Below are 15980 nucleotides of genomic sequence, written 5' to 3' on the forward strand. Positions count from 1 at the left end.
GAAGATTTTCAGCCCCTCCGGCGTGTGAGGAGCGGGGTCTGGGGCGGAGCCGCAGGAACAAGGGACGACTAGCGGCGGAGGGGGCGAAGAACCCCCCTCAGAACCCCAGCTTCCGCAGCTGCCGCGGGTCCCGCTGCCAGTCCTTGGCGACCTTTACGTGGAGGTCGAGGAAGACCGGCGTACCGAGGAGCGCCTCGATCTGCTTGCGGGACTTGATGCCGACTTCTTTCAGCCGCTTGCCCTTGGGGCCGATGATGATGCCCTTCTGGCTGGGCCGCTCGATGTAGACGAAGGCGTGGATGTCGAGGAGCGGCTTGTCCGCGGGCCGGTCCTCGCGGGGCAGCATCTCCTCCACCACGACGGCGATGGAGTGCGGCAGTTCGTCCCGCACACCTTCGAGCGCGGCCTCCCGGATCAGCTCCGCGACCATGACCTGCTCGGGCTCGTCGGTGAGGTCACCCTCCGGGTACAGCGCAGGCCCCTCCGGCATGAGCGGCACGATCAGGTCGGCCAGCAGACCCACCTGGTCGTCCCCGACCGCCGACACCGGCACGATCTCCGCCCACTCGAACCCGAGCTCCGTACCGAGCTGGTCGATGGCGATGAGCTGCTCGGCGAGCGTCTTGCTGTCCACCAGGTCGGTCTTCGTGACGATCGCGATCTTCGGCGTCTTCTTGATGGACGCCAGTTCCTTCGCGATGAACCGGTCACCGGGACCGAGCTTCTCGTTCGCGGGCAGGCAGAAGCCGATGACATCGACCTCGGCCCAGGTGGTCCGCACGATGTCGTTCAACCGCTCACCGAGCAGCGTGCGCGGCTTGTGGAGCCCGGGGGTGTCCACCAGGATCAGCTGCGCGTCGGCCCGGTGCACGATGCCCCGTACCGTGTGCCGCGTCGTCTGCGGCTGGTTCGCGGTGATCGCCACCTTCTGGCCGACCAGAGCATTCGTGAGCGTGGACTTGCCCGCGTTGGGGCGGCCCACGAAGCAGGCGAAGCCGGCGCGGTGGATGGCCTCGGACGGCTCGGATGACTCGGTACGAACACTCATGGCGCCCATTGTCCCTGATCATCGGAGCCCCGCCGTACGACAAAGGAAAGCGGCGGCGGTCGGAGCCCCCACTGTGCGGCTCCGGAAAGCCCCACGCGCACCACGAGCAGACCCGCCGGACCTTACGGCGCACGCCCGCGACGGCCTACGATCACGAGGTCCCGGGCCACGGCGCCCCGGTCCCGCCATCCCTCCCCGCCCCACCGCCCAGAAGGTCAAGGCATGAAGCTCATCACCGCGATCGTCAAGCCGTACCGCCTCGACGAGGTCAAGACCGCTCTCCAGGAACTCGGCGTGCACGGTCTGACCGTCACGGAGGCCAGCGGATACGGGCGCCAGCGCGGCCACACCGAGGTGTACCGCGGCGCCGAGTACCAGGTCGACCTCGTCCCCAAGATCCGTATCGAGGTCGTCGTCGACGACGCCGACTCCGAGGCGGTCCTCGACGCGGTCGTGCGGGCCGCGCAGACCGGGAAGATCGGCGACGGCAAGGTGTGGGTGGTGCCGGTGGAGACGGTGGTGCGGGTACGGACGGACGAGCGCGGCCCCGACGCGCTCTGAGGCGTCCCCCGACACCCCTGGACGCACGAGGACCGGTGCCGCTGCGCGCGGGCGGCACCGGTCTTTCGCGCACGTGGGGTTACGCGTACTCGTTGGTCCTACTCGAACACGAACGGCCCCGGGGACTGCGGCCCGCCCGCCGTGCAGGTGATGGTGATCCCGAAGACCACGATCTGCAGGGAACCGCCGTACGCCTCCAGGCTGTCACCGGAGGCGACCGTGCCGTCCAGGGGGCCCACCGTGACGCCGCCGCCCGCCGGGATGGCGGGGTTCTTCTTGCCGCTGAAGGCGGTGGTGCCCCCGCTCGCGTTCACCAGGGTCAGCGTGGAGCTGGCCGAGTCCTGGGCCACGGCGAGCGGGGTGGTGATCTCGGTGGAGCTGAGGGTGACCGTCGCGGCCGTGCCGGTCTGGGTGGCCGTGAGGGTGGCCGCACCACTGCCGCCGATACTGCAGGTCGCGGCGATGGTGGCCGTCTGTGGGGTGACGGCCGCGGCGGTCGGCGCGAAGGCCAGGCCGGTCGCGGCGAGGGTGCCGGCGGCTATCGCCGCGGCACTTCCGAGTCGCATACGTGTCATCGGATTCCCTTCCCTTGTACGGGAATTGCCATGTGGGGATGGAGGGACGGTGCCGTCCTGCGCCGGGCACACGGAGGCGTCACCGGTACGCCGGTGAGGGTGCGGAGTGGTGTGTACGCGGACCGTTCCGCGAGCGGCGACAGATCTGACGGTCCGTCGGAACTGACGGTTCCATTGAGGCGCGAGCGGCCGGGGATTGCAAGGGACTGCCCCTGGATTGCCTCAAGGGGTCAGCAAAAGTGGCCGAAGTTACCCCGGGTAAGGACGATTTTCGGCCTGTCTCACGCTTGATGACCAAGCAGACGCGGCCGTCCAGGCCGAAAAGTGGGGGTCTGGGGCAACAACCCCCAGAAGCGGAACGGGTAGGGCGGAGGGGGCGAAGAACTCAGCCCGCGACAACCCTCACCCGCACAACCCCGTCAGGCCCGGCCACCAGTACCGGCGTCCCGGCGCCGCCGAGATCCCGTACGGCCGCCAGATCCTCCGCGGCCGCCGACTCCGCCTCGGTCACCACCGCCGCCGCCTCCAGCGACTTCGCCCCCGACGCCACGGCCATGGCCACAGCCGTCCGCAGCGCGCTCAGCCGCAACGAGGGCAGCTCCACGCTCCCTGCGACATACGTACGCCCCGTCTCGTCCCGCACGGCCGCCCCCTCGGGCACATCGTTGCGGGCCCGGGCCGAGCGGGCCAGGGTGACGATCTTGCGGTCCTCGGGATCGAGGGCGGAGTTCTCGGTCATGGACGGAGCTTATCGAGCCCCCTGGCCTCCACTTTCGTCCGCCTGCCCCGCAACTTCCGTACGCCTATCCCGCAACCGGATACATCGACCCCCGCCGCCCCTCCGGCGAGGCCAGCCACTCCAGCTTCACCGCGGTGTTCGCCTCCGGCAACGGCGTGTGCAGGACGACGGTGAGGTCGGGCCGCGCGGGCACCTTCATCGCGGTGGACTCGACGGCCAGCAGCCCGACCACCGGATGGTCGAGCTCCTTGCGGATCTGCCCCGCGTCCTGGATGTCCCGCCGCTCCCACAACGCGGTGAACTCGCCACTGGCCGCCCGCAGCCGGGCGAGCACGTCCTGGAACCCCTCGTCGTCGGGGGCGGCGGCACAGGAGGCACGGAACTGGGCGACCACCGTCTGGGCGTTCAGCTCCCAGGTGCGCGAACGCCCCCGGTAGAGCGGGTCGATGAAGAAGTCGACCATGCAGTTCTGGGTGTTCTCGGGGCGCATGCCGAGGACCACGGCGGCGGCGTCGTTGTACATCACGCAGTTGTAGTACTGGTCCATGATGTGCGCCGGATACGGCATCCAGGTGTCGATCAGCCGCCGCAGCCCGTCGCACATGTCCCGCACCTCGGGCGCCACTTCTGGCGCGGGCGGGTTCAGCCGGGCGAGCATGTACAGATGGCGTCGCTCGGCGTTGCTCAGCCGCAGCACCCGGGACACGGCGTCGAGGACCTGCGGCGAGACGGAGATGTCCCGCCCCTGCTCCAGCCACTGGTACCAGGACGCGCCGACACCCGCGAGCACGGCGACCTCCTCGCGGCGCAGACCCGGCGTACGGCGCCGGGCGCCGCCGTCCGGCAGCCCCGCCTCGGCGGGGGTGACCCGCGCACGGCGGCTCATCAGGAACTCGCGCAACTCGCGCAGCCGGTGCATCTTGAGCGCCGCGTCTTCAGCCACGTACGAATCCCCCTCCTGGTGACTGGTGGTGCGACCACCAGCATAAGTTCCCGCTCCCCACGGTTATTCCGGCCGCTGCAAGCTCGTGTCCATGCCGACCGACACGACCTCAAGTCCCGTGACAGACCCGCAGCAGCACCTCCTCAACGCCCGCCTGTCGACCCGCGACAAGCTTGTCCTCTTCGTCCTCTGCGCGGCCCAGTTCATGGTCGCGCTCGACTTCTCCGTACTGAACGTGGCGCTGCCCGTGCTCGGCGCCGACCTGGGCATGAGCCAGTCCGCCCTGCAGTGGGCGGTCACCGCCTTCGCGCTGCCGTCGGGCGGATTCCTGCTCCTCTTCGGCCGCATCGGCGATCTGTACGGGCGCCGCAGGCTGTTCCTGACCGGCCTCGCCCTGTTCGGGTCGGCCTCGCTCCTGGCGACCGTCGCCTGGGACCCGGCGTCGTTCCTGACCGCGCGGGCGCTGCAGGGTCTTGGTGCGGCGGCGATCGTGCCGACCGGCATGTCCTTGCTGACGACGACGTTCCCGGAGGGCCCGGCGCGCGACCGCGCCCTCGGCATCTCCGGCACGCTTCTCTCGCTCGGCTTCACGGTCGGCATGGTGGCGGGCGGCGTCCTGACCGACGTACTGAGCTGGCGCTCCACCATGGGCCTGCTGGCGCTCTTCGCGGTGCTCGTGCTGCCGCTGGCTCCCGGCCTGCTGCCGGAGTCGCGCACCCCGGACCGCCCGCGCCTGGACTTCCCGGGTGCCGTCACGGTCACCGGCGGTCTGCTGGCCCTGATCTACTCGCTCTCCACGGCGGCCGTGCGCGGCTTCGGCGGCGCCGACGTCATCGTCACCCTCATCGCGGGCGTCGCACTGCTCGCCGCCTTCGTGTACGTCGAGTCGCGCGCCGCGGCTCCGCTGGTCAGCCTGCCCATGCTGCGCCGCCGCACGGTGGCGTGGGGCAACCTGGGCGGCCTGGTCACCTTCTCGATGATGTCGACGGTGATCTTCGTGCTGACCCTGTACCTCCAGGAGACCCTGGACCTCTCGGCGTTCGAGACGGGCCTGGTCTTCGGCGTGCAGGGCGTCCTGTCGGCGGTCGCCGGGGTGTACGCCTCCAAGGTCATCGGCCGCTTCGGCGCCCGCCGTACGCTGGTCGGCTCGCTGGCGGGCCAGGGTGTCCTCACCGGCGCGCTGCTCGGCCTCGGCGCGGGCGGCTGGTCGGTCTGGCTGGCCACCGCGGCGGTCTCGCTGGCCAGCATGTGCCACCTCGGCGCGATCATCTCGTACGGCCTGACCGTCACCTCGGGCGTCCCCGACGAGGAACAGGGCCTGGCCACCGGCCTGGTGACCTCCACCCAGCAGGTCGGTATCACCATCGGCATCCCGATCCTGGGCGTCCTGGCCACCACCTCCACCGACCTGCTGTCCGGCGTCCACACGGTGCTGACCCTGGACACGGGCATCCTGCTGGTGGCGGCGGTGCTGGTCGGGGTGGGTCTGCGCCGGAGCCGCCCGGCGGCCTCAGGGGCGGTCGAGGCGGAGGCGGTCGGCCTTCGGTAGACCGGCGACGACGAGGTCGTACGAGTCCTCGACGAGCTCCCGGACCAGGCGGTCCGAGAGCTCACCGTCGACGGTGACGGTGTTCCAGTGCCGCTTGTTCATGTGCCAGCCGGGGATGATCAGCCCCGGATACTCCTCGCGGAGCCGTACCGCGTCCTCCGGATCGCACTTGAGGTTGACGGTCAGCGGCCGCGCGCCCAGGTTCGTCAGCGCGAACAGCTTCCCCAGCACCTTGAAGACCGAGGTGTCCGGATTGAAGGGGAAGTCCTCGACGGTCGCGTTGAAGGACAGACAGAACGCGCGCAGCCGCTGCGGAGTCACTCCGGCTTCTCCCCCTCGGCGGGATCCGCGGGGACCACCGGTTCGACCAGCACCGTGACGATCTTGTTCCGGCGTCCGGCGGCGGCCTCCGCCGTCAGGCGCAGTTCCCGGCCGTCGGGCAGCTCGACCAGCGCCGACGCCCCGGCGATCGGAACGCGCCCGAGCGCTTTCGCGAGCAGCCCGCCGACCGTCTCCACGTCCTCGTCGTCGTACGCCTCGAAGCCGTACAGCTCGCCGAGGTCGCCGATGTCGAGGCGGGCGGTGACACGGTAGCGGTCGTCGCCGAGCTCCTGGACCGGCGGCAGCTCACGGTCGTACTCGTCGGTGATCTCGCCGACGATCTCCTCGAGGATGTCCTCGATGGTGACGATGCCGGCCGTGCCGCCGTACTCGTCGATGACGACGGCGACGTGGTTGCGCTCCTGCTGCATCTCGCGGAGCAGGTCGCCCGCGTTCTTGGTGTCGGGCACGAAGGTGGCGGGCCGCATGGCCGTGGACACCAGCTCGCTCTCGGCCTCGCGGCTGATGTGCGTCTTGCGGACGAGGTCCTTCAGGTACACCATGCCGACGATGTCGTCCTCGCTCTCCCCGGTGACGGGAATGCGCGAGAAACCGGAGCGCAGCGCCAGGGTGAGTGCCTGCCGGATGGTCTTGGAGCGCTCGATGACGACGAGGTCGGTCCGCGGCACCATCACTTCGCGTACGAGGGTGTCGCCGAGCTCGAAGACGGAGTGCACCATGCGGCGCTCCTCGTCCTCGATGAGGGACTCCTTCTCGGCGAGGTCGACCAGCGCGCGCAGCTCGGCCTCGGAGGCGAACGGGCCGCGTCGGAAGCCCTTGCCGGGTGTGAGCGCGTTGCCGATGAGGATGAGCAGCGGCGGGATCGGGCCCATGATCCGCGCGAGCGGAAGCAGGACGTACGCCGCCGCCGTCGCCGTGTTCAGCGGGTGCTGGCGGCCGATGGTGCGCGGCGAGACGCCGACCGCGACGTACGAGACGAGGACCATGACGCCGATGGCGACCGCGAGGGCCTGCCAGGTCTCCTCGAACTGCTGGAGGCACGCGTACGTGACGAGCGCGGCGGCGGCCATCTCGCAGGCGACGCGCACCAGCAGCGCGACGTTCAGATAGCGGGTCGGGTCGGCGGCGACCCGGGCGAGCTTCGCGCTGCCGCGCCGCCCGGAGCGTACGGCCTCCTCCGCGCGGAAGCTGGAGACGCGCGCGAGGCCCGCCTCCGCGCAGGCGGCGAGCCAGGCGACGACGACCAACAGGATGGCGCCGGCGACGAGTTGGGGGCTCATGAAACGGTCGGGGCCGGCGAGGGACCCGTCATGCCCTTTTCCGCGCGCCAGCCGTCCACGATGGCCGCCTGGAGGCCGAACATCTCGGCCTTCTCGTCGGCCTCCTCGTGGTCGTACCCGAGCAGGTGCAGCACTCCGTGGACGGTCAGGAGCTGGAGCTCCTCGTCCATGGAGTGCTGCGTCTCGGCTTCCTTGCCCTGCCGCTCGGCGACCTCCGGGCAGAGCACGATGTCGCCGAGCAGACCCTGCGGCGGTTCGTCGTCGTCCTTGGACGGCGGCCGCAGCTCGTCCATGGGGAACGACATGACGTCCGTCGCCCCCGGCAGGTCCATCCACTGGATATGCAGCTGCTCCATGGCGTCGGAGTCCACGACGATCACCGAGAGCTCGGAGAGCGGGTGGATGCGCATCCGCGCGAGCGCGTAGCGGGCGATGTCGAGGATCGCCTGCTCGCCGACCTCGGTTCCGGACTCGTTGTTGACGTCGATCGACATGGTCTTGCTGGTCTACTTCCCTGTATGCCCGCGGCCCTTGTGGGAGCCGTTCTCGGTGCCGTTCTCGCTGTCGTACTTCTCGTACGCGTCGACGATACGGCCGACCAGCTTGTGCCGTACGACATCGCTCGACGTGAGCCGTGAGAAGTGCACGTCCGGAACACCCTCCAGGATGTCCTGGACCTGCCGCAGACCCGACGTCGTCCCGTTCGGCAGGTCGACCTGCGTCACGTCACCCGTGATCACGATCTTCGATTCGAAGCCGAGGCGGGTCAGGAACATCTTCATCTGCTCGGCGCTGGTGTTCTGGGCCTCGTCCAGGATGATGAAGGCGTCATTGAGCGTGCGGCCACGCATATAGGCGAGCGGCGCCACCTCGATCGTCCCCGCCGCCATCAGACGTGGGATCGAGTCAGGGTCGAGCATGTCGTGCAGCGCGTCGTACAGGGGCCGCAGATAGGGGTCGATCTTGTCGTAGAGCGTGCCCGGGAGGAATCCCAGCCGCTCTCCCGCCTCCACCGCCGGGCGGGTGAGGATGATGCGGCTGACCTGCTTGCTCTGGAGCGCCTGTACGGCCTTCGCCATCGCGAGGTACGTCTTGCCGGTACCGGCGGGGCCGATGCCGAACACGATCGTGTTCTTGTCGATGGCGTCGACATAGCGCTTCTGGTTGAGCGTCTTGGGGCGGATGGTGCGGCCCCGCGAGGACAGGATGTTCTGCGTGAGGACCTCGGCGGGGGTCTCCTGGCCGTCGCCCTCTCCGTTCTCGCTCGCTCTGAGCATCGCGATCGAGCGTTCCACGGCGTCCTCCGTCATCGGCTGCCCGGTGCGGAGCACCAGCATCATCTCGTCGAACAGGTGCTGGACGAGGGCGACTTCACCGGCGTCGCCGACCGCGCTGATCTCGTTGCCCCGGACATGGATGTCGGCCGCCGGGAAGGCCTTCTCGATCACGCGCAGGAGGGCGTCGCCGGATCCCAGCACGGTGACCATGGGGTGGCTCGCGGGGACCGTGAAATGCGCTCGTGCCTGCCCCTGTGCGGGGGTCTGTGCTGTGGGTGTCTGAGTCATGGGCCGGCTCTGAGGCCTGCTTTTCCTCCTCGATCGGCACGCTTGCCACGGGGGCAGCCTTGCGATTCCAAGAGTACGACCCCGCACTGACAAGTCCGTAGGAGTTTTCGCCGTGCCGTGCGGCGGCGTCGTCAGCGCCAGTGCGGGGCGCCGGCTCCCCCGCCGGGGGTCGTCGCCTCGATCTTGGCCCGGATCTCGCGCATGACCGTGATGATCCGGTCCTCGTGGGCGGGGTTCAGCCGGACGACGGGGACCGAGCAGCTGATGGCGTCCTGGGCGGGAACGTCGTACCGCAGCGCGAAGCCGAAGCCGACGATGCCGAGGACGCCCTCCTCCCGGTCGACGGAGTAGCCACGGGCGCGGGTACGGGCCAGGTCCGCCGCGAGGGCGTCGCGGTGGGTGTGGGTGCGCGGGGTGGCGGGAGCGTACGGGCCCTCGGGCAGCTCCTCGTCGGGGCGTTCAGCCAGCAGGGCCTTGCCCAGGGCGCCCACATGGGCCGGAAGCCGGCGGCCGACCCGGCTGATGGTGCGCAGGTACTCGTGCGATTCGCGGGTGGCGAGGTAGGCGACGTCCGCGCCGTCCAGGCGTCCCATGTGGACCGTCTCGCCGAGCGCCTGCGAGGCCTCGTCGAGGTAGGGGCGTACGGCGCGGACGCGCGGGTCCGAGTCCAGGTAGCTGGTGCCCGTCAGCAGGGCGTGGATCCCGATCCCGTACAGCGATCCCGTGACGTCCGTGCGCACCCAGCCGCGGCCGATCAGGGTCTGGAGCAGCGCGTACATCGAGCTGCGGGGCACCCCGAGCGCGTCGGCGAGCTCCTGGAGGCGTGCCGGGCGGTCGCCGCGCTCGGCCAGCAGTTCCAGCAACCCGACCGTGCGCGCGGCGGACTTCACCTCGCGTACTCCGCGCTCGTCAGTGGGTTCCGGCATGTGCAGATCGTAAGCGTGTCGGCCGGAACCATTGACGACTCTTGTTCGCTTACCTAATCTCCATCTTCATACGTAGACGGTATCTACATACGGAGATGATGACGGGGATGACCGCGGACCTAGACAGCGAGGCCGTCGTGGAGCGGCTGCGCGACGGGATGGCACACGGGGTGCTGTCGTTCCCGCTCACCAGCTTCCACGAGGACGGCTCACTCGACCTCGACGGCTTCCGTACGCATGTGGCGGCGCAGATCGCCGCCGGTCCCGGCGCGGTCTTCCCGGCCTGCGGCACCGGCGAGTTCTTCTCGCTGGACGAGGACGAGTACCGCGAGGTCGTCACCGCGACGGTCGCGGTGACGGCGGGGCGCGTTCCCGTCGTCGCGGGGATCGGGTACGGCTGGGCCCAGGCCGCCCGCTTCGCACGCATCGCGGAGGAGGCCGGCGCCGACGCGCTGCTCGTACTGCCGCACTACCTCGTCGCGGCACCGCAGGAGGGCCTCGTCGCGCAGGTGGAGCAGATCGCCGCACGTACCCGGCTGCCGCTCATCGTCTACCAGCGCGGCCAAGTCGCCTTCAGCGTCGAGTCGTTGAAGCGCCTCACCCGCGTCCCCGGCGTCATCGGACTCAAGGACGGCCACAGCGACCTCGACCGGCTGCAGCGCCTCACGCTCTCCGCACCCGAGGGGTTCCTGTTCTTCAACGGGGCCGCCACCGCGGAGATCCAGGCCCGCGCGTACGCCGCTGTCGGCGTCCCGGCGTACTCGTCGGCCGTGCACGCGTTCGCGCCCGAGATCGCCGACGCGTTCTTCGCAGCTCACCGGGACGGTGACGACGCCGCCATGGACAGGCTGCTGCGCGACTTCTACATCCCCTTCGTCGAACTCCGCGACCGCCACACGGGATACGCCGTCTCACTCGTGAAGGCGGCCGCCCGACTGCGCGGCCGCCCGGTGGGCCCGGTCCGGGCCCCGCTCACCGACCCGTCCCCCACGGACCTGGCCGACCTGGAGAAGCTGCTCGCGACCGGACTGGCCCTCGTCCCCGCCTCCGTAGGAGCAGTCCTGTGACCCGCGATATGACGATCACCGACGTCCGACTGACCCCGATCCTGGTGGCCGACCCGCCGCTGCTCAACACACAGGGCGTGCACCAGCCGTACACCCCCCGGCTGATCGTGGAGGTCGTCACGGCGGGCGGCGTGACGGGCGTCGGCGAGACCTACGGCGACAGCAAGTACCTCGAACTCGCCCGCCCGTTCGCCGAAAAGCTGGTGGGCCGCCAAGTCTCCGACCTCAACGGTCTGTTCACCGTCGCCGACGAGGTGGCCGTCGACCAGGGCCGGGTCGACCATCAGATCGACGTCGGCGGGCTGCGCGGCGTCCAGAGCGCCGACAAGCTGCGCCTGTCCGTGGTCTCCGGCTTCGAGGTGGCCTGCCTGGACGCGCTCGGCAAGGCGCTCGGGCTGCCGGTGCACGCGCTGCTCGGCGGCAAGGTGCGGGACGCGGTGGAGTACAGCGCGTACCTCTTCTACCGGTGGGCCGAACACCCCGCCGGGGTCGAGAGCGAGAAGGACGACTGGGGAGCGGCCGTCGACCCGGCCGGAGTCGTCGAGCAGGCGAGGAAGTTCACCGAGCGGTACGGGTTCACCTCGTTCAAGCTCAAGGGCGGCGTCTTCCCGCCCGACGAGGAGATCGCCGCCGTACGAGCCCTGGCCGAGGCCTTCCCCGGGCACCCGCTCCGTCTGGACCCCAACGGCGCCTGGTCCGTGGAGACTTCGCTGAAGGTCGCTGAGGAACTGGGTGACGTACTCGAATACCTGGAGGACCCGGCGCTCGGCACGCCCGCCATGGCGGAGGTGGCGGCGCACACGTCCGTCCCGCTGGCCACCAACATGTGTGTGACGACCTTCGCGGAGATCCAGGAGGCCTTCTCGAAGGGGGCCGTGCAGGTTGTCCTGTCCGACCACCACTACTGGGGCGGACTGCGCAACACGCGTGAACTGGCCGCCATCTGCCGCACGTTCGGCGTGGGCGTGTCCATGCACTCCAACACCCACCTGGGGATCAGCCTCGCCGCGATGACCCATGTCGCCGCGACGGTCCCCGACCTCCACCACGCCTGTGACTCGCACTACCCCTGGCAGTCCGAGGACGTACTGACGCAGCGCCTCACCTTCGAGGACGGCTCGGTCAGGGTCTCCGACGCGCCCGGCCTCGGCGTGGAACTCGACCACGAAAAGCTGCGGTTCCTGCACCAGCGGTGGCTCGACGACGACGGCACGCTGCACGACCGCGACGACGCGGCCGCGATGCGGATCGCCGACCCGGAGTGGGTCACACCGGCGGTCCCCCGCTGGTGACCACAGCGACCGAATCCGGACGCACCACAAGCAGGCGGGGCGACCGCGGCACGGACGACCACACTCTCCGCGGACCTGCGGGAACGTGTTCCACCGGATCCTGAGGCGACGGACGGTGCGGGCGTGCTCAGCGCCCCTGCGCACACCGCGTGGTGCAGACTGGCGTGAATCCGCACCACGTCAGGGAGCGCACCGTGATCGCATCCAACGGAGAGCGACCGTACTGCCACGCGCACGTCGACCCGCTCGTCGGGCTGCGCACGCCCCAGGATCCGCCCTGGGACGTCTACCTCACGGGCACCGTGTTCCTCGACATCGTCTTCACCGGGCTCGACTCCGCCCCGGTGCGCGGGACCGAGTCCTGGGCGCGCGGGATGGGTTCGAGCCCCGGCGGCGTGGCGAACATGGCGACGGCGCTGGCCCGGCTCGGCCTGAAGACCTCGCTGGCGGCGGCCTTCGGGGACGACCACTACGGGGAGTACTGCTGGGACGCCCTGGAGCAGGGCGAGCACATCGACCTCTCCCCCTCCCGCACCGTGCCCGGCTGGCACTCGCCGGTCACCGTGTCGATGGCGTACGAGGGGGAGCGCACGATGGTCTCCCACGGCCACGAGCCTCCCCCGGAGGAGCCGGCCCCCGACTGCCCGCCGAGCGCGCGTGCCGCCGTCGCCGCCCTCACGCCCGGCAAACCCGCGCCCTGGATCGCGCAGGCCGCGAGCAAGGGCACCAGGATCTTCGCGGACGTCGGCTGGGACGACACGGGGGCCTGGGATCTGGCGGGGCTGCCCGACCTCGCGCACTGTGAGGCGTTCCTGCCCAATGCCGAGGAGGCGATGCGCTACACCGGCGCGTCCTCCCCGCGTGCCGCGGCGCACGCGCTGACCGAGCATGTACCGGTGGTCGTGGTCACCCTCGGTGCGGAGGGGGCGTACGCCGTGGATGCGCGTACCGGGGAGCGTGCCGAGGTGCCCGCCATCGCCGTCGAGGCCATGGACCCCACCGGTGCGGGGGACGTCTTCGTCGCCGGCTTCGTCATGGGCACCCTCGCCGACTGGCCCCTCGCCGACCGCCTCGCCTTCGCCGGCCTCACCGCCGCCCTCTCCGTCCAGGAGTTCGGCGGGTCGCTCTCCGCCCCCGGCTGGTCCGAGATCGCCGCGTGGTGGCGCCGCGTCCAGTCCGTCGCCGACCAGGACCCCACCGCGCTCCGGCGCTACGCCTTCCTGGAATCCCTACTCCCCGAATCCTCCCGCCCCTGGCCCCTCCGCCGAGCCGTCCCCACCATCGGCTTCGGCCGCACAACCTGACCCCGCCCCGCCGCGACCTCTCCCACCCGGGTTGAGCAAAGGCATTTTTTCGCCCCCTCCGCCCCTGCCCGTTCCCGCACCTGGGGGCTGCCGCCCCCAGACCCCCGCAATCGCCCTGAACGCGCTCGTCCTCAAACGCCGGACGGGCTAAACACTTTCCGCCGGAAGGTGCTGAGGGTGGTGGCAGATGCCCACCGGCAGAAGGGGACGTGCCGGAACGTCCGCCCGCAGCGGCTGGCGCGTCAACACCGCCCCCTTGATGGGCAACCCATTCCGCGCCAGACCGAGGACGGATGCTCCGGTACGGCCCCGACCCACCCACCCGGCGCAGCCACCGCCGCCTACTCGAACTCGTACGCCTCGACCTCGGCAACGTACCGAGCCCGCCGCTCCTCGTCATGCTCCAGGAACGACGCCTCGAACGAGTTGCGGGCCAGCTCACGCAACCGCTCCTGACCGACCCCCAGCGCCTCGCGCACCGCGTGGAAGGTGTCCCCGACATACCCCCCGAAATACGCGGGGTCGTCGGAGTTCACCGTGCACAGCAGCCCGGCATCCATCATCGCGACCAGCGGATGATCCTCCAGCACGTCCACGGCCCGCAGCCGCACGTTCGACAGCGGACACAGCGTCAACGGCACCCGCTCCCGTACGAGCCGCTCAACCAGCGCGTCGTCCTCCATACACCGCAGCCCGTGGTCGATGCGCTCGACACCGAGCACGTCCAACGCCTCGGTGATGTACGACGGCGGCCCTTCCTCCCCCGCATGCGCGACCCGCCGCAGCCCAAGCGCCGCAGCGGCCTCGTACACCTCACGGAACTTGCCCGGCGGATGCCCGACCTCGGCGGAGTCGAGACCGACGCCGACGATCCGGTCGAGATACGGCTCCGCGGCCGACAGGGTCGCCAACGCCGACTCGGCGGACTCGTCCCGCAGGAAACACATGATCAGCTGCGTGGAGACCCCGTGCGTCTCCTCGCTACGCGCCAGCGCACGGGAGAGCCCCTCGACGACGGTCCCCATGCCGACCCCTCGCGCGATGTGCGCCTGCGGATCGAAGAAGATCTCGGCGTGCCGCACCCCCTGCGCGGCGGCCCGGGCGAGGTACGCGTCAGCGAGGTCGGCGAAGTCCTGTTCCGTCCGCAGGACAGCCATGAGCTCGTAGTACAGGTTCAGGAACGTCTGGAGATCGTCGAAGAGATACGCCTTGCGCAGCTCATCGGTGTCCGCGTACGGCAGGCTCACGCCGTTGCGCGCGGCAAGCGCGAAGGCCAGCTCGGGTTCGAGGGTGCCTTCGATATGGAGGTGCAGCTCAGCTTTGGGGAGGGCCATCAAATCATCGTAAAGCCGATCGATAACCACCCCAGAACCGGCACACGTACCCACACCCACACCCACACCCACACCCGCCCCCGCCCCCGCCCCCGCACCACAGTCACCGCCGCTTAGGCACAGGCACCCGCACCAAATCGTGCGCCACGGTCAGCTCCCCCTCGAACCCGGCAGCCCGAGCCTGCCGCTCGAACTCATCGGGCTCGGAGTACCGCTGACTGAAGTGCGTCAGCACAAGATGCCGTACACCTGCCTCCTTGGCGACAGCCCCCGCCTGACCAGCCGTCAAATGCCCATGATCCAAGCCCAGTTGCCGATCCTCGTCAAGAAACGTCGACTCGATGACCAGCATGTCGCACCCCTCGGCAAGCGCGTACACCCCGTCGCACAGCCGGGTGTCCATGACGAACGCGAACCGCTGCCCGCGCCGCACCTCACTCACGTCGTCGAGGGACACCCCAGGCAGGGAGCCCTCCCGCTGCAGCCGCCCGACATCGGGTCCCTTGATGCCCCGCTCGGCAAGGAGTTCAGGCAGAATCCGCCGCCCGTCGGGCTCGACGAGCCGGTAGCCGTACGATTCGACGGGATGGGAGAGCCGACGGGCCTCCAGGGTGTACGAAGCACGCACGGCAAGCACTCCATCGGCATCGACCGGCGCCTCCGTGAGCGCGACGGTCTCGCGGTAGGCCGTCGCGTACCGCAGGCGGTCGAAGAACCGCTGCCCGGAGAGGGGATAGTGCGCGGTCACCTCGTGCGGCACCCGGTCGAGGTTGATGCGCTGGATCACCCCGGCGAGCCCGAGCGAGTGGTCGCCGTGGAAGTGGGTGACACAGATCCGGTGCAGATCGTGAGCCGCGACCCCGGCACGCAGCATCTGCCGCTGCGTGCCCTCGCCGGGATCGAACAGCAGCCCCTCCCCGTCCCAGCGCAGCAGGTAGCCGTTGTGGTTGCGGTGGCGGGTGGGAACCTGGCTGGCGGTGCCGAGGACGACCAATTCACGTACGGACAAGGTCGGTTACCCCGGCGGCCACTGCATACCGCGGCCGCCCATGACATGGGCGTGCGCGTGGAAGACGGTCTGCCCGGCGCCGCTGCCGGTGTTGAACACGATGCGGTAGCTCTCGAGCTTCTCCTCGCCCGCGACCTGGCCGGCCTCGCGCAGCAGTTCCGCGGCGATGGCGGGCTCGGCGGCGGCCAGCGACGCCGCGTCCCGGTGGTGCACCTTGGGAATGACCAGGACGTGGGTGGGCGCCTGGGGGCTGATGTCCCGGAACGCGAGGGTCGTCTCGGTCTCCCGGACCACGTCCGCCGGGATCTGCCCCGCGGCGATCTTGCAGAACAGGCAGTCGTCCTGCGGCTCTCCCACCATGCGTGTGCCTCCTCGCGCGGTCCGGTCAGTACACCGGCATCGTATCGGCCCCGTTGATCGCCGCAGGCGCGCACCCGCACCACAAC

General features: G+C 70.2%; 17 protein-coding genes. 5 read left to right on the forward strand and 12 right to left on the reverse strand.

Annotated elements, in window-relative coordinates:
- Window positions 1–97: 97 nt before the first annotated feature.
- Entirely contained in the window at window positions 98–1057 is a 960-nt protein-coding gene (gene era, locus ACFWP7_RS39530; protein WP_384392427.1) for a GTPase Era, read from the reverse strand.
- Window positions 1058–1270: 213 nt separating this feature from the next.
- On the opposite strand from era, the gene ACFWP7_RS39535 reads away from it, so the two are divergent.
- Window positions 1271–1609 carry a P-II family nitrogen regulator gene (locus ACFWP7_RS39535; RefSeq protein ID WP_384392428.1) on the forward strand — a complete coding sequence of 113 codons (339 nt, stop codon included), beginning with the start codon at window positions 1271–1273 and terminating at the stop codon, window positions 1607–1609.
- 98 nt (window positions 1610–1707) lie between these two features.
- Here ACFWP7_RS39535 and ACFWP7_RS39540 read toward each other — a convergent pair whose 3' ends face one another.
- The 3 genes from ACFWP7_RS39540 to ACFWP7_RS39550 form a co-directional block, all read right to left on the reverse strand.
- A complete protein-coding gene (locus tag ACFWP7_RS39540) occupies window positions 1708–2184 on the reverse strand; it encodes a hypothetical protein (RefSeq protein ID WP_384392431.1) in 477 nt (158 codons plus the stop codon).
- 385 nt (window positions 2185–2569) lie between these two features.
- On the reverse strand, window positions 2570–2923 hold the full coding sequence (locus ACFWP7_RS39545; RefSeq protein ID WP_384392433.1) for a cytidine deaminase: 354 nt from the start codon (window positions 2921–2923) through the stop codon (window positions 2570–2572).
- 64 nt (window positions 2924–2987) lie between these two features.
- A complete protein-coding gene (locus ACFWP7_RS39550) occupies window positions 2988–3842 on the reverse strand; it encodes a helix-turn-helix transcriptional regulator (RefSeq protein ID WP_384392488.1) in 855 nt (284 codons plus the stop codon).
- 115 nt (window positions 3843–3957) lie between these two features.
- Here ACFWP7_RS39550 and ACFWP7_RS39555 point away from each other — a divergent pair, with 115 nt between their 5' ends.
- Complete coding sequence (locus tag ACFWP7_RS39555; protein WP_384392435.1) at window positions 3958–5415, forward strand: MFS transporter; 1458 nt, start codon at window positions 3958–3960, stop codon at window positions 5413–5415.
- Here ACFWP7_RS39555 and ACFWP7_RS39560 read toward each other — a convergent pair.
- The 5 genes from ACFWP7_RS39560 to ACFWP7_RS39580 all read right to left on the reverse strand — a co-directional run bounded on the left by ACFWP7_RS39560 (window position 5377) and on the right by ACFWP7_RS39580 (window position 9528).
- Complete coding sequence (locus tag ACFWP7_RS39560; RefSeq protein ID WP_384392438.1) at window positions 5377–5736, reverse strand: MmcQ/YjbR family DNA-binding protein; 360 nt, start codon at window positions 5734–5736, stop codon at window positions 5377–5379. The two genes, ACFWP7_RS39555 and ACFWP7_RS39560, sit on opposite strands and share 39 nt — an antisense overlap.
- Window positions 5733–7037 carry a hemolysin family protein gene (locus ACFWP7_RS39565; protein ID WP_384392441.1) on the reverse strand — a complete coding sequence of 435 codons (1305 nt, stop codon included), beginning with the start codon at window positions 7035–7037 and terminating at the stop codon, window positions 5733–5735. The genes ACFWP7_RS39560 and ACFWP7_RS39565 overlap by 4 nt, the downstream gene beginning before the upstream one ends.
- Window positions 7034–7531 (reverse strand): rRNA maturation RNase YbeY, encoded by a 498-nt coding sequence (gene ybeY / locus ACFWP7_RS39570; RefSeq protein WP_384392443.1) that lies wholly within the window; start codon window positions 7529–7531, stop codon window positions 7034–7036. Before ybeY ends, ACFWP7_RS39565 begins: the two co-directional genes overlap by 4 nt.
- 12 nt (window positions 7532–7543) lie before the next feature.
- Window positions 7544–8602: a PhoH family protein gene (locus ACFWP7_RS39575; RefSeq protein WP_384392446.1), complete on the reverse strand. Its 1059-nt coding sequence runs from the start codon at window positions 8600–8602 to the stop codon at window positions 7544–7546.
- Window positions 8603–8733: 131 nt separating this feature from the next.
- Window positions 8734–9528, reverse strand: coding sequence for an IclR family transcriptional regulator (locus ACFWP7_RS39580; RefSeq protein ID WP_384392448.1), 795 nt, complete (start codon window positions 9526–9528; stop codon window positions 8734–8736).
- Between the two features lie 107 nt (window positions 9529–9635).
- Here ACFWP7_RS39580 and ACFWP7_RS39585 point away from each other — a divergent pair, with 107 nt between their 5' ends.
- The 3 genes from ACFWP7_RS39585 to ACFWP7_RS39595 all read left to right on the forward strand — a co-directional run bounded on the left by ACFWP7_RS39585 (window position 9636) and on the right by ACFWP7_RS39595 (window position 13191).
- The gene (locus ACFWP7_RS39585) at window positions 9636–10595 is read left to right on the forward strand and encodes a 5-dehydro-4-deoxyglucarate dehydratase (RefSeq protein ID WP_384392451.1); all 960 of its coding nucleotides are present in this window, start codon (window positions 9636–9638) and stop codon (window positions 10593–10595) included.
- The gene (locus tag ACFWP7_RS39590) at window positions 10592–11887 is read left to right on the forward strand and encodes a glucarate dehydratase family protein (RefSeq protein ID WP_384392454.1); all 1296 of its coding nucleotides are present in this window, start codon (window positions 10592–10594) and stop codon (window positions 11885–11887) included. The genes ACFWP7_RS39585 and ACFWP7_RS39590 overlap by 4 nt, the downstream gene beginning before the upstream one ends.
- A 194-nt stretch (window positions 11888–12081) precedes the next feature.
- On the forward strand, window positions 12082–13191 hold the full coding sequence (locus tag ACFWP7_RS39595; protein ID WP_384392456.1) for a carbohydrate kinase family protein: 1110 nt from the start codon (window positions 12082–12084) through the stop codon (window positions 13189–13191).
- A 341-nt stretch (window positions 13192–13532) separates the two neighbouring features.
- Here ACFWP7_RS39595 and ACFWP7_RS39600 read toward each other — a convergent pair whose 3' ends face one another.
- From ACFWP7_RS39600 to ACFWP7_RS39610, 3 genes are all read right to left on the reverse strand, one after another.
- A complete protein-coding gene (locus tag ACFWP7_RS39600; RefSeq protein WP_384392459.1) occupies window positions 13533–14525 on the reverse strand; it encodes an adenosine deaminase in 993 nt (330 codons plus the stop codon).
- Between the two features lie 103 nt (window positions 14526–14628).
- A complete protein-coding gene (locus tag ACFWP7_RS39605; protein WP_384392461.1) occupies window positions 14629–15534 on the reverse strand; it encodes a ribonuclease Z in 906 nt (301 codons plus the stop codon).
- A 6-nt stretch (window positions 15535–15540) separates the two neighbouring features.
- Window positions 15541–15894 (reverse strand): histidine triad nucleotide-binding protein, encoded by a 354-nt coding sequence (locus ACFWP7_RS39610; protein ID WP_384392464.1) that lies wholly within the window; start codon window positions 15892–15894, stop codon window positions 15541–15543.
- Between the last annotated feature and the right edge of the window lie 86 nt (window positions 15895–15980).

The organism is Streptomyces sp. NPDC058470 (assembly GCF_042721055.1).
GTDB lineage: Bacteria > Actinomycetota > Actinomycetes > Streptomycetales > Streptomycetaceae > Streptomyces.

Excerpts from the sequence above, each read along its gene's own strand:
- ACFWP7_RS39540 (WP_384392431.1), bottom strand. The coding sequence starts at position 2,184 with ATGACACGTATGCGACTCGGAAGTGCCGCGGCGATAGCCGCCGGCACC.
- ACFWP7_RS39575 (WP_384392446.1), bottom strand. The coding sequence starts at position 8,602 with ATGACTCAGACACCCACAGCACAGACCCCCGCACAGGGGCAGGCACGA.
- ACFWP7_RS39600 (WP_384392459.1), bottom strand. The coding sequence starts at position 14,525 with ATGGCCCTCCCCAAAGCTGAGCTGCACCTCCATATCGAAGGCACCCTC.
- ACFWP7_RS39555 (WP_384392435.1), top strand. The coding sequence starts at position 3,958 with ATGCCGACCGACACGACCTCAAGTCCCGTGACAGACCCGCAGCAGCAC.
- ACFWP7_RS39535 (WP_384392428.1), top strand. The coding sequence starts at position 1,271 with ATGAAGCTCATCACCGCGATCGTCAAGCCGTACCGCCTCGACGAGGTC.
- era (WP_384392427.1), bottom strand. The coding sequence starts at position 1,057 with ATGGGCGCCATGAGTGTTCGTACCGAGTCATCCGAGCCGTCCGAGGCC.
- ACFWP7_RS39580 (WP_384392448.1), bottom strand. The coding sequence starts at position 9,528 with ATGCCGGAACCCACTGACGAGCGCGGAGTACGCGAGGTGAAGTCCGCC.
- ACFWP7_RS39545 (WP_384392433.1), bottom strand. The coding sequence starts at position 2,923 with ATGACCGAGAACTCCGCCCTCGATCCCGAGGACCGCAAGATCGTCACC.
- ybeY (WP_384392443.1), bottom strand. The coding sequence starts at position 7,531 with ATGTCGATCGACGTCAACAACGAGTCCGGAACCGAGGTCGGCGAGCAG.
- ACFWP7_RS39610 (WP_384392464.1), bottom strand. The coding sequence starts at position 15,894 with ATGGTGGGAGAGCCGCAGGACGACTGCCTGTTCTGCAAGATCGCCGCG.
- ACFWP7_RS39550 (WP_384392488.1), bottom strand. The coding sequence starts at position 3,842 with ATGCACCGGCTGCGCGAGTTGCGCGAGTTCCTGATGAGCCGCCGTGCG.
- ACFWP7_RS39585 (WP_384392451.1), top strand. The coding sequence starts at position 9,636 with ATGACCGCGGACCTAGACAGCGAGGCCGTCGTGGAGCGGCTGCGCGAC.
- ACFWP7_RS39565 (WP_384392441.1), bottom strand. The coding sequence starts at position 7,037 with ATGAGCCCCCAACTCGTCGCCGGCGCCATCCTGTTGGTCGTCGTCGCC.